The following is an 11,382-nucleotide window of genomic DNA, read 5'->3' as shown; positions in this document are numbered from 1 at the left end:
TGCCTGCCAGACAGCCTCGACCCCGGGGAGTGGAGGCTGCTTGGCAAAGAAGAGATCGCCCTGGTCTTCCGATAGTTCTTCGGATTGGCTCAGATCACCCCAAGCATACGCATCGCTTCGGCAACCCGCACGAAACCGGCGATGTTGGCGCCCAGGACATAGTCGCCGGGCGCGCCATACTCATCGGCAGTTTCAGCACAACGATCATGGATGCTCTTCATGATCTGTGCCAGCCGTTGTTCGGTCTGCTCAAAGCTCCAACGGTCACGGCTGGCATTCTGCTGCATTTCCAGTGCCGACGTTGCAACGCCCCCCGCGTTCGCCGCCTTGCCGGGCCCGAACAGGATGCCGGCCTCGCGCAGGATTCGGATTGCTTCGGGGGTGCAGGGCATGTTCGCGCCTTCGCCGACAGCCAACACACCGTTCTTGACCAGTGACTTTGCATCCTTGCCCGTCAATTCGTTCTGGGTGGCCGAGGGCATCGCCACATCACAGGGCAAATCCCAAATTGATCCTTTGTCGGTCGACACGAAATGCGCGCTATCCCCGCGAAGCCGGGCATATTCCGAAATGCGCTTGCGGCGCACGGACTTGACTTCCTGAAGCAAGGACAGGTCAATCCCAGCGTCGTCTATGACATAACCGCTGGAATCCGAACAGGCGATGACCGTGCCGCCAAATGACTGCACTTTCTCGATGGTGTGGATGGCCACATTTCCCGCACCGGACACGACCACGCGCTTGCCGTCGAAATCGGTCTGGCGCGTTTCAAGCATGGCCTTGGTAAAATAGGTGTTGCCGAAACCCGTTGCCTCGGTCCGAGCGCGGGATCCACCGTAGGCAATGGCTTTGCCGGTGAATACGCCCGACTCATAGCGGTTGGTCAGGCGCTTATACTGGCCGAACATGTATCCAATTTCGCGCCCGCCTACACCGATATCGCCGGCTGGTACATCGGTCTGCTCGCCCAGATGGCGGTGCAGTTCGGTCATGAGCGATTGGCAGAAACGCATGATCTCGCCATCGGATTTACCCTTGGGATCGAAATCCGTACCGCCCTTGCCGCCACCGATCGGTAGGCCGGTCAATGCATTTTTGAAGATCTGTTCGAAGCCCAGGAACTTGATGATCCCCAGGTTGACCGAGGGGTGGAAACGCATCCCGCCCTTGTAGGGGCCGAGGGCCGAGTTGAACTGGACGCGAAAGCCGCGATTGATCTGGACGTTGCCCTGATCGTCCACCCAGGGAATGCGAAAAATGATCTGACGCTCTGGCTCACAGATGCGTTCGATGAGCGCTTGCTCAAGATAATCGGGGTTCTTTGCGACCACGCGCCCGAGGCTTTCCATCACCTCGTGGACGGCCTGGTGAAATTCCGGTTCGCCGGCATTGCGCCGCATCACTTCGGCAAGGATCGGTTGCAGCTTTTCATCGATATTGTTCATGTACTTCGTCGCTTTAGGGGGAATGTCAAAGGGGTGCGGAAAATGTGTGCGTCAGCAAGGCAAATGCACATTTATTAATCCATCTATTTGATCCTCAACCGCTGTGCAATCCGGCCTCGGTCAGGATGAGGTCGAGAGGGATATCGTGGGGTTGCGGGTAGATGGTTTTGAGCTGTGCCGACTTGAAACCAATGCCGATGACAAAAGGTTTCGGGTCAAGCGCCGCCAATGTCCGGTCGAAATAGCCCCCGCCATAGCCGAGGCGATAGCCATCCGCCGTCCAGCCGACGAGGGGGGCAAGCGCGATATCGGGCCGGACGACGGGGGCGTCCGGCGGCGGAACGGGTATGTTCCAATCGCCGCGCACCATACGGGTTTCGGGCGTCCAGCGGCGAAAGGTGAGCGGGGCCGCCCTGGTTTCGACCAGTGGCAGGGCGACGGTTATACCGGCCTTGTGAAGCTCGACCATCAGCGGGCGCAGGTCGGGTTCGCCCTTGATCGGCCAGTAGGCGGAAAAGACTTTGCCCGGTGCCCCGCCGAAGCGGTCTTTCAACACCTGTCGCAGATGCCCGGCCAGCGCCTCGCCGATCTCCTTGCGTTCAGCAACCGACAGTGCCAGACGGGCGGCGCGCAGACGGGTGCGTTCGGCCTTGCGCCAACGCGCGACATCACGTGCCTGCTCGGGATCGACAGCCAGCGGATCGAAATACTCCGGTGCGACCTCGGCGGCATAGCAGGGCGGTGAGGAAAAGCCGCTTTGGCAGCGGAAGCTCTTGAAGTCGTCGCTCATGATATCGCCGTGAAACCGTTACGGATTGGGCCCTTCAGGATATGCCGGGCCTGCGCGACCATGGCGTTCAGACGTGCGGCCGCAGGGACGACATCGGGGATGTTTCCCGCGCCCTGACCGGCATAGAGCGCCATCGCTTCCAGATCGCCGGTTGTGGTGCGCAAGGGTGAATCCGTGCTGAAGCGCAGACGGGGCTGATCGTCGTCATGGGCGATGGTCTCGCGCGGCAGGCTGTCCGGGTCCTGACCCAGGTAATTGCCCTTGAGACCCTCCGTCACGCTGTTGCCGATCACCCGCACCGCAGCGCCCTTGGGCCAGTTCAGAACGAACACATCGGTCAGCACCGTATCTTCGCCCGTGGCCTCGACGATGCGAGACTTGTGATAGGAATGCGCAAAGGATTCTTCGGTCGCCAGAAAGGCGGTGCCGCATTGCACGCCGCTGGCCCCGATCGCCAATGCGGCGGCAAGCCCTTCGCCCGTCGCGATCCCGCCCGAGACGACGACCGGCAGGTCGGTCCCGGCCAGTATCCGTTCCGCCAGCCCGAAGGCGGGACTTCGTCCGTGCACATGGCCGCCCGCCTCGATCCCCTGTGCGATGATCACATCCGCCCCGGCAGCTTCGGCCATCCGCGCGGCGGCCTCCGTTCCGACCTGATGCAATACGAGACATCCCGCGTTTTTCACCCGCGCCACCACATCCGGCATCACATCCCAGAAAAAGCAGAAGGCCGTCACACCAAGATCGAGGCAACAGGCGATCTGTGCCTCAAGCAACTGCGGCTCTGTCGCCGCCGGGATCAGGTTGACGGCGAAGGGCCGGTCCGTCGCCGCCCGCATCGCGGTGACCTCCCGTGTGATCAGGTCGATGGGTTCGCGCACCATCCCCAACATCCCATAGCCGCCCGCATTGGCCACCGCCGCCGCCAGTTCCCATCGGGACACGCCGCCCATGCCCGCCAGCAGGACGGGTGCCTCGCATCCAAGCAGATCGCAAAGCGGCGTTCGCAGAGGTTCCGCACTATGTTGGTCTGTCATTTTTCCCCTCCCTTTCCAACCATCGGCGCAGGCAGTCCCGCAGCACGACGGCGTTATTGTGTTCCTCGTCCTTAGAGGCATAGAGCAGCGTGACGACATCGCCCTGCGCGTATCCGGCAAGCTCACACACCAAATCTTCGCGCGTGGCGAGTTCCGCCCGGTAGCGCGTACTGAAGTCCTGCCACTGATCAGGATTGGCATGAAACCAGTGTCGCAACGTATCGCTAGGCGCGATGTCCTTGCACCAGTCGAACAGCCGGGCGCGGTCCTTCGCCACGCCGCGTGGCCAAAGCCGATCGACCAGAATCCGCTTGCCGTCCGACACCCGCGCCGCGCGATAGACCCGCTTGACGCGGATACGCTCGCCGGGGGTGTCGGGGATGGGGGGCCTTGCAGGGGGCATCAGCTGTCCGGTTGGCCCGTGTCGCCGATCATCTCCACCGCCTTCAGCGCGTGGGCCCAGGCCGCCCCGGCGCGCATTTCGGATGCAACCCAGATGGCTTCCATGATCTGTTCGCCCGAGGCCCCCTCACGCTTGGCCGCCTTGACGTGGCCTTCGATGCACCACGGGCATTGAGTCACATGCGCCACGGCCACCGCGATGAGCTGCTTGGTGCGTGTATCGAGCGCCCCTTCGGAGAACACCGCTTTCGAGAACGCGCGGAATGCGTCTTCGGCATCGGGTGCCAGGGCATGACGCCGGTCGACAAGGTCCCTGGTAGGTTTTGGGAGGTGTAGCTCAGACATGGCCCGTCTCCCGCGTTTCGAATTGCGGAAACAGCACATCGTTTTCCAGCCGGATATGCTCTTCGAGGTCGTCAAGGAATTCACCGACCCCGGTATAAAGCCGCGTCCAGCTTCGGCAGGCGCCGTCCGGCAATGTCAGGTTGTTGGTCAGGTGCCGGATTTGGCCGACTTCGGCTTCGTGGTTGTCATGATCCGCGCGCATTGCCGCAATCGGCGCATCCAGCCCCGCCGCCGCGTTGCGAATGGCGGGGAACAGGATCAGTTCCTCTTTCTTCATGTGAACTTCCAGGTCACCGATCATCCGGTGCAATAGGTCGGCCAAACCCGCGGGAACCTCCGTTTGCCCGGCATGGACCGCTTCGACCTTTTCCGACAAGGTCGCCAGTTCAGGAAGCTGGGCACGGTGTTTTGCGTGATACTCGGTCTCGATGAAACTGGTCAGGTCGCTCGGGTCTTGCGGGGGCATTGGTTTTGTCATGTTCGTATCCTCGGGTCAGAGCAGTGATGGAATTGTCCGGGGCTTCGCATCCTCGACCGCCATATGCAGCGAGCGTGCGATCCGCTCGGCGCGTTCGATGACATGCGCCGCGCCTTCGGGCGGGCAGGTTTCGGCCGCGGTTTCGCGGAACAGCGTCAGCCAGCGGTCGAAATGATCCCAATCCACGGGCAGGCCGACATGCGCCGGGACCGGGGCTCCGTGATACCGGCCCGTCATCAAGGCGACCGAACACCAGAAGGCCACCATGCGCTCCAAGTGCGGGCCCCAATCCGAAATCCGTTCAGCGAAGATCGGGCCAAGCGCCGGATCCGCGCGCACCTTGCCATAGAAGCAATGCACCAGTTCGGTCAGCTTTTCTTCGTCCAGCCCGGTCCGCGCCATGATCTCGGCAGTCATTTGCGGGCGGGCGGAATTGATCTGTGAGACGGCAGTCGACATGGGGCCCTCGGGAAATTGGTCTTGAGTCTCATGCTATCTCTGCTAAATAGGTGTTGTAAATTCCAATTTGAAGATCTGCGGGATGCCATGAACCTTACCTCCTTCACCGACTACGGACTTCGAATGCTGATGCGGATGGCGAGCGCGCCCGACCGGGCGTTCTCAACGGCAGATTTGGCAGAGGAGTTCAAACTGTCGCGCAACCACCTGGCGAAGATCATGCAACGGCTCGCGCAGGCAGACATCGTCGAGACCCGACGCGGGGTGAATGGGGGCGCTGTCTTGCGATCCAGTCCGGCCGACATCCGGCTTGGCGACGTCGTGCGGCTGCTCGAACAGGGACAGTCGCTCGTCGAGTGTTTCGGGCCGGATGGCGGAGACTGTTCGATCGAGAGATGTTGCCGCCTGAAATCCCGGCTTCGACAGGCGGAGCGTCAGTTCATCGCCGATCTGAACAGATCCACGCTCGCCGATATCGCCCTTCCCGAACGGGCGGCCGCATGACGAAGAAAGGCAGATCAAGATGACAGCATCGTTGTCGGTTTCCGAACGTCGGGTTGGCATGGCCCTGTCGGTCCTGTTGGCCCTGATGGGCCTTGCCATGGCTGCATCGGCGCGTCACGGGGTCATGTCGACCCACGGGTTCATGGCGCTCGGGCTCGGGATCGCGCTCGCATTTCTGCTCGGCGGCGCGCTTTATGATCCCGAACCACCGGCCAATCGGTTGCAGCGCTACTACGACGCGCCGACCCGTTTCGGACTCGTCATGACACTGATCTGGGCGATGATCGGCATGGGAATCGGAGTCTGGGTTGCAGCGCTCTTGTACTGGCCAGAGGGAACGCCTCCTTGGCCGGCTACCAGCTTCGGTCGACTGCGTCCCGTGCACACCACCGGGATTATCTTCGGCTTTGGCGGCAACGCGCTGATCGCCACGTCTTTCCACGTCCTGCAACGCACCTCGCGCGCGCGGCTCGCCGACAATCTGAGCCCCTGGGTCGTGCTCATCGGCTACAACCTGTTTTGCGCCTGGGCCGTCACCGGCTATCTGATGGGGTCAACCCAATCCAAGGAATATGCCGAGGCCGAATGGTATGCGGATCTTTGGCTGGTGGTGATCTGGGTGACGTATTTCGTCTTGTATATCCGCACGCTTGCCCGCCGGAACGAGCCGCATATCTATGTCGCCAACTGGTATTACCTGGCCTTCATCCTCGTCGTGGCGATGCTGCACATCGTCAACAACATCGCCCTTCCCGTGCGCTGGACGACTGCAGAGAGCTTTCCGATCTGGTCGGGCGTGCAGGATGCCATGGTGCAATGGTGGTATGGCCACAATGCGGTTGCCTTCTTCCTGACCGCGGGGTTCCTCGGGATGCTCTATTATTTCCTCCCGGTGCGTTCCGGGCGACCGATCTGGTCCTACCGCCTGTCGATCGTCAGCTTCTGGGGCATCACCTTCTTCTATATCTGGGTGGGCTCGCACCACCTGCATTACACCGCGCTGCCTTACTGGGCGCAGACGCTCGGCATGACATTCTCGGTAATGTTGCTGGTGCCAAGCTGGGCCTCGGCGGGCAACGCCATCGCCACTCTGAACGGCGCATGGCACAAGGTGCGCGATGACGCCACGCTGCGCTTCATGTTCGTGGCCGCGGTGTTCTATGGGCTGTCGACCTTCGAAGGATCGTTCCTCGCCATTCGCCCGGTCAATTCGCTGTCGCACTATACCGACTGGACCGTGGGCCACGTCCATTCCGGCACACTTGGCTGGGTGGCGATGATCGTCTTTGGCGCGATCTATACGCTCGTTCCTCAGCTCAGTGGCAAGACGGAGATGGCGTCGCCACGGGCCGTCGAATGGCACTTCTGGCTCGCCGTCGCCGGAACACTCGTCTACGTCGTGTCGATGTGGAATGCCGGCATCACGCAGGGGCTCATGTGGCGGGCCTATAACGAGAACGGCGCGCTATCCTACAGTTTTGTCCAGTCGGTGGAGGCGATGGCCCCCTATTACCTGTTGCGCACCATCGGCGGCGGGCTGTTCCTGACCGGGGCTGTGATCTGCGCTTGGAACTGTCGCGCCACGATGCGCGGAACGACGGGGGATGCCACCGACCGCCCCCTTGTCGCGCAGCCGGCGGAGTGAGCCCATGCTGAAACTGCACTATAATCTGGAAAAAATCTCCATGGGGCTGGTGGCCGCAATCATCGTGGCCGCTTCGATTGGCGGGATCGTGGAAATCGCGCCACTGTTCACCATCGACGAGACGGTTGAGCTTCCCGATGACCTGCGCCCTCATACGCCATTGGAACTGGCGGGCCGCGAGATCTATATCCGCGAGGGTTGTTATGCCTGCCACAGCCAGATGGTGCGCAGCCTGGCCGATGAGGTGGACCGCTACGGTCCCTATTCGCTGGCCTCGGAAAGTGCCTACGATCACCCGATGCTCTGGGGATCGAAGCGCACCGGCCCGGATCTGGCGCGACTGGGCGGCAAGTATTCGGACGACTGGCATGTGGCGCACCTGATCGACCCTCGCAGCGTGGTGCCGGCCTCGATCATGCCGTCCTACCCTTGGCTGACGCGTCCCCTTGATACCGATCTGTTGTCTGACGCGCTGGCCACGCTGGCCCGGCTTGGCGTACCCTATGACGAGGACATGATCGCGGCGGCGGAAGCCGATGCCCTGGCGCAAAGCCGCCCCGACAGCGACGCGGTGGACGGATTTCTGGAGCGTTACGGCGAACGTCCTGCGGCCCGTGTCTTCGATGGCAATCCGTCTCGCCTGACAGAGATGGATGCGCTTTTGGCCTATCTCCAGTCGCTGGGCTCCTTGACCGATGCGCCCTACCGGATACTGGCGGAGGGATCCCAATGACCCATGACATGCTGGTCTATCTGTCCAAGACGGTTGGCCTGATCTGGCTTATGGGATGCTTCCTGATTGTCGTCATCCGCGCCTACAGCCCGTCACGGCGCAAGGCCTATGACGCCGCCGCCCGGTCCGTGCTGCCTTCAAAGGAGGGTGGAGATGACTAACCCGACCGATCCGAGGCAACTGCCGGGCGCCGATCCTCATACGGGCAATCGCAAGACCGATCCGGTCACCGGCTACGACACCACGGGGCACGACTGGGGCGGTATCACCGAGCTCAATACCGCGTTCCCGAAGGTCGTGATCTGGGCACTGGTGCTGACGTTTCTTTATTCGGTCGTTGCCTGGGTTCTCTTGCCCGCCTGGCCGACCGGACGCGATTACACACGTGGCTTGCTCGGGCTGGACCAGAGCGAAGAAGCGATCAAGGGCTTCAACAGCCTTGCCGACAGGCGGCAGGACTGGCTGTCTCGTTTCGAGGGCGAGAATTTCGTCGCTCTGCAATCCGACGCGACACTGATGGCGACCGCAATGCCCGTCGCCGCGCGCCTGTTCGCCGATAACTGCGCGGCTTGCCACGGCACGAACGGGCAGGGAGGGCCGGGCTTTCCGGTCCTGTCGGACGACACGTGGCTCTGGAGCGGTGACGCCGGAGAAATCGCCACGACGATCCGTCATGGCATCAATGCCGACGATCCCGACACCCGCTATGCCGAAATGCCGGCCTTTGACTGGATGGAGCGGTCTGATCGGTTAGCCTTGGCCGATTTCGTTTCCGAGATGCCCGGTGGAGCTGTCGATTTCGAAAGTTCCGTGGGCACGGTCTTCGCAGAGAATTGCAGTTCGTGCCACGGTTCGACAGGGGACGGCGGTCTCGAAATCGGCGCACCGTCCCTTACGGATGAGGCCGTGATTTATGGACAGGACCCGGGAACGGTGATGCAAACGCTCCGACGCGGGCGTCATGGGGTGATGCCGGCTTGGTCGGGTCGCCTGTCAGAGGCCGAAATCAACCTCCTGGCGCTCTATGTGGCCCGGCTTGGCCAATCTGTAGGAGGCGAATAATGAGGCCGGCCGTACAAAAACGGTTGGCGGGCGGCGCGGCGCTGGCCGCCGTCCTGCTGTTCCTCGCCGCGAATGCGCATCTGCTGACCGTTGCCCTGCGATCGCAGCCGGATTGCCGCGAAACGGCCGGGGCGATGCCTGCCAGGCGGTCCTGCTGAAAAGGAGAACGGGATGCTGGAACCACTACCAACCTTGCGAAACCCGGATCGGCCGGCCTCGCCCCACGCACGCAACCTGCCATCGACTTCGGCGGCGGACTGGTTGCGAGCAGGTTGGCGTGATGTCCGCAAGGCTCCGTGGTCCAGCCTTGCCTATGGGCTGTTCCTGACACTGGTATCCTATGCGGTCCTCTGGGCGCTCAACGCTAGCCATCTCTTGTATCTCGCGCTGCCCGCGATCTCCGGTTTCCTGATTGTCGGTCCGTTCCTGGCGATCGGGCTTTACGAGAAAAGCCACAGGCAGGCGCAGGGTGAACAGGTTTCGCTTTCCGACATGCTGGTGTTCCGGCCGGCGTCGGGCGGGCAATTGGCCTATGCGGGATTGCTGCTCGGACTGCTCGTCCTGTTCTGGCTCAGGGCTGCGGACCTGCTCTATGCGCTGTTTTTTGGCCTTAGCCCGTTCCCCGGCGCGGAGGAGGCGTTGACCAACGCATTGACGACGCCACGGGGATGGGCGCTAGTTATCACCGGTACCCTGGTGGGCGGGTTGTTCGCGGCCTTCGCCTTCGCGATCAGCGTCTTTTCCATTCCCATGCTGGTGTCGCGCAAGACCGATGCGCTGACCGCCATGGGGCTGAGTTTTGTCATGGCGGTGCAAAATCTGCGCCCCATGCTGGTTTGGGGTCTGTTTGTCGCCCTGGGATTGGGCCTGTCAGTCGTAACCGGCCTGATTGGGCTGATCGTCCTGTTCCCGGTTCTTGGTCACGGCACCTGGCATGCTTACCAGGCAATCGCAGGTGAGCGGCAGTGAGCTTCCTGTTGCTCATACCTCTCTCGCTCGGACTAGGTTTGCTAGGTCTCTGCGCGTTTTTCTGGGCGCTCAGAAACGGACAGTTCGATGACCCTGATGGTGCCGCGTGGCGCATCATCCCCCCTCATCACCCACTCGAAATGGAAGGAAAACCCGATGGCAGATTGGCTACCGACACTTAAAACGGCAACGCCCGAAGAGGGTTATGACCTTGCGGTAAAGCTTGCACGCGTCGCTGTGAAGCTGACCCAACCAGACGCCGAGGTGCGCGACCGGTTGCGGCCGGAATACGCCGAAGACTCCGATGCCCTTATCGCTGTCAGCCAGGTGGTCGCGACGCATTTCGCCACCGTCGCGTCGGCAAATGACTACTGGCAAGACAGGACATGACCGACGTTGAACGACGCGGGGACCAATTCGTCGTCGATGCGCTGGTTCTGGCCGACGCGTTTGACCTGTCCGTCGAAGAAACCCGTCACCGGATGCAAGGCGGGCAAATCGCATCTCTTTGCGAAACGGGAGAGGGTGAGGACGCGGGCCGTTGGCGATTGACATTCCGTCACCAGAGCCGCGCCCTGCGGTTGATCGTGGATGCCCGTGGCGAGATTCTGGGCAAGAGCACGTTTCCAGTCGGTCATCCGAACAGGGCTGTCCAAGCAAGATAACGTGGAACCTGCCACAACCAGGCGCGCCAAAACCTGAGGGCGAAACATTTCTGCGAACCTTTCTGACTCTGGCGCATCAAAGAGACAGGTGGCCACGACTGTGGCACCCCAGACATTGAAAGGAAGCAAAATGAAATCCGCTCTCACTCTCGCCGCGATCGCGCTCACTTTGTCCACGGGCAATGCCCTTGCCCATGACGAGGACGCCGCTGCAGATGTCACCCCCGGGCGCGCCCTATATCCAGGTCAGCGATGCGCTGCCCCTGCCGGAATTCATCCCGGCTCTCGGCACGCTGTTCGTTGACCCGGATACGCTCCCAGCCGGCCCGTTCCTGGCCTATGACCATTACGGCAAGCTCTCGGCCACGGTATACATGACGCCGTTGGAAGATCTGTCGAACGGGACCGCCTACGACGGTCTGGGGATCGGCAGTCACACGGTGTCCGGCGTCGACGTCTACTTCAACGCCGGGCATCCCGGCGTGGACAGGGCCCATGCCCATGTCGTGCTTTTCCATGACGAGGACGCCAAATCGAGGCTCGCCGAATGATACGGGGACGCCGAGAGTTTCTTAAGGTCGGGGGTGGCGTGATCGCCACCCCCGGCTTTCCGTGTGTCACATTGGCGGGCCCTGTTGAAACCATTGAGATGAGGGGAACCGCCCGGGGAGAGCATGTCTGGTTCGCACCGGTTGGCCTTGCGGTGGCCCCGGGCACGACCTGGCCTGCCACTGAACTTTCATCCAGCCGCGACCGGAGCCCGGTTGGTGTTGATCCGCACCCCAGAGCTCTACCGCCCTTAGGCAGAGTTTCCCGGCTTTGCTCAGGGTGACGGGCTGGTGACGCCC

18 protein-coding genes are annotated in these 11,382 nt (G+C 62.0%); 11 read left to right on the top strand and 7 right to left on the bottom strand.

Annotated features, from left to right (window positions below; all coding sequences use genetic code 11):
- Window positions 1–89: 89 nt before the first annotated feature.
- The 7 genes from gdhA to B6V72_RS18500 all read right to left on the bottom strand — a co-directional run bounded on the left by gdhA (window position 90) and on the right by B6V72_RS18500 (window position 4,956).
- On the bottom strand, window positions 90–1,445 hold the full coding sequence (gene gdhA, locus B6V72_RS18530; protein WP_075777607.1) for an NADP-specific glutamate dehydrogenase: 1,356 nt from the start codon (window positions 1,443–1,445) through the stop codon (window positions 90–92).
- Window positions 1,446–1,539: 94 nt separating this feature from the next.
- Window positions 1,540–2,235, bottom strand: a complete 696-nt coding sequence (locus B6V72_RS18525) for a 5-formyltetrahydrofolate cyclo-ligase (RefSeq protein WP_075777606.1) — start codon at window positions 2,233–2,235, stop codon at window positions 1,540–1,542.
- Window positions 2,232–3,272, bottom strand: a complete 1,041-nt coding sequence (locus B6V72_RS18520) for a nitronate monooxygenase (RefSeq protein WP_088736315.1) — start codon at window positions 3,270–3,272, stop codon at window positions 2,232–2,234. Before B6V72_RS18520 ends, B6V72_RS18525 begins: the two co-directional genes overlap by 4 nt.
- Window positions 3,256–3,675, bottom strand: a complete 420-nt coding sequence (locus B6V72_RS18515) for a DUF488 family protein (RefSeq protein WP_088736314.1) — start codon at window positions 3,673–3,675, stop codon at window positions 3,256–3,258. Before B6V72_RS18515 ends, B6V72_RS18520 begins: the two co-directional genes overlap by 17 nt.
- Window positions 3,675–4,019, bottom strand: coding sequence for a carboxymuconolactone decarboxylase family protein (locus tag B6V72_RS18510; RefSeq protein WP_075777604.1), 345 nt, complete (start codon window positions 4,017–4,019; stop codon window positions 3,675–3,677). Before B6V72_RS18510 ends, B6V72_RS18515 begins: the two co-directional genes overlap by 1 nt.
- Window positions 4,012–4,497 (bottom strand): hemerythrin domain-containing protein, encoded by a 486-nt coding sequence (locus B6V72_RS18505; protein ID WP_009573823.1) that lies wholly within the window; start codon window positions 4,495–4,497, stop codon window positions 4,012–4,014. Before B6V72_RS18505 ends, B6V72_RS18510 begins: the two co-directional genes overlap by 8 nt.
- A gap of 15 nt (window positions 4,498–4,512) precedes the next feature.
- Window positions 4,513–4,956 (bottom strand): group III truncated hemoglobin, encoded by a 444-nt coding sequence (locus tag B6V72_RS18500; RefSeq protein WP_088736313.1) that lies wholly within the window; start codon window positions 4,954–4,956, stop codon window positions 4,513–4,515.
- Between the two features lie 87 nt (window positions 4,957–5,043).
- On the opposite strand from B6V72_RS18500, the gene B6V72_RS18495 reads away from it, so the two are divergent.
- From B6V72_RS18495 to B6V72_RS18450, 11 genes are all read left to right on the top strand, one after another.
- The gene (locus B6V72_RS18495) at window positions 5,044–5,460 is read left to right on the top strand and encodes an Rrf2 family transcriptional regulator (RefSeq protein WP_088736316.1); all 417 of its coding nucleotides are present in this window, start codon (window positions 5,044–5,046) and stop codon (window positions 5,458–5,460) included.
- Window positions 5,461–5,479: 19 nt separating this feature from the next.
- Window positions 5,480–7,105 (top strand): cytochrome-c oxidase, cbb3-type subunit I, encoded by a 1,626-nt coding sequence (gene ccoN / locus B6V72_RS18490; protein WP_088736312.1) that lies wholly within the window; start codon window positions 5,480–5,482, stop codon window positions 7,103–7,105.
- Window positions 7,106–7,109: 4 nt separating this feature from the next.
- The gene (gene ccoO, locus B6V72_RS18485; RefSeq protein WP_088726074.1) at window positions 7,110–7,838 is read left to right on the top strand and encodes a cytochrome-c oxidase, cbb3-type subunit II; all 729 of its coding nucleotides are present in this window, start codon (window positions 7,110–7,112) and stop codon (window positions 7,836–7,838) included.
- Window positions 7,835–7,999, top strand: coding sequence for a cbb3-type cytochrome c oxidase subunit 3 (locus B6V72_RS18480; protein WP_075777599.1), 165 nt, complete (start codon window positions 7,835–7,837; stop codon window positions 7,997–7,999). The genes ccoO and B6V72_RS18480 overlap by 4 nt, the downstream gene beginning before the upstream one ends.
- Window positions 7,992–8,900 carry a cytochrome-c oxidase, cbb3-type subunit III gene (gene ccoP / locus B6V72_RS18475; protein WP_168173085.1) on the top strand — a complete coding sequence of 303 codons (909 nt, stop codon included), beginning with the start codon at window positions 7,992–7,994 and terminating at the stop codon, window positions 8,898–8,900. Before B6V72_RS18480 ends, ccoP begins: the two co-directional genes overlap by 8 nt.
- Entirely contained in the window at window positions 8,900–9,058 is a 159-nt protein-coding gene (locus B6V72_RS19255) for a hypothetical protein (RefSeq protein ID WP_168173084.1), read from the top strand. The genes ccoP and B6V72_RS19255 overlap by 1 nt, the downstream gene beginning before the upstream one ends.
- A 13-nt stretch (window positions 9,059–9,071) precedes the next feature.
- A complete protein-coding gene (locus B6V72_RS18470; protein WP_075777597.1) occupies window positions 9,072–9,869 on the top strand; it encodes a DUF2189 domain-containing protein in 798 nt (265 codons plus the stop codon).
- Entirely contained in the window at window positions 9,866–10,051 is a 186-nt protein-coding gene (gene ccoS, locus B6V72_RS18465; protein WP_075777596.1) for a cbb3-type cytochrome oxidase assembly protein CcoS, read from the top strand. The genes B6V72_RS18470 and ccoS overlap by 4 nt, the downstream gene beginning before the upstream one ends.
- On the top strand, window positions 9,966–10,259 hold the full coding sequence (locus B6V72_RS18460) for a hexameric tyrosine-coordinated heme protein (protein ID WP_233243146.1): 294 nt from the start codon (window positions 9,966–9,968) through the stop codon (window positions 10,257–10,259). The genes ccoS and B6V72_RS18460 overlap by 86 nt, the downstream gene beginning before the upstream one ends.
- Window positions 10,256–10,534 (top strand): DUF6522 family protein, encoded by a 279-nt coding sequence (locus tag B6V72_RS18455; protein WP_075777594.1) that lies wholly within the window; start codon window positions 10,256–10,258, stop codon window positions 10,532–10,534. Before B6V72_RS18460 ends, B6V72_RS18455 begins: the two co-directional genes overlap by 4 nt.
- Window positions 10,535–10,749: 215 nt before the next feature.
- On the top strand, window positions 10,750–11,085 hold the full coding sequence (locus B6V72_RS18450; protein WP_199224679.1) for a hypothetical protein: 336 nt from the start codon (window positions 10,750–10,752) through the stop codon (window positions 11,083–11,085).
- Window positions 11,086–11,382 lie beyond the last annotated feature (297 nt).

Source organism: Thioclava sp. F34-6, assembly GCF_002213235.1.
In the GTDB taxonomy this organism is placed as follows: domain Bacteria; phylum Pseudomonadota; class Alphaproteobacteria; order Rhodobacterales; family Rhodobacteraceae; genus Thioclava; species Thioclava nitratireducens.
Note: the sequence above shows the minus strand (reverse complement) of the source record. Positions and strands in the feature narration are given on the sequence as shown.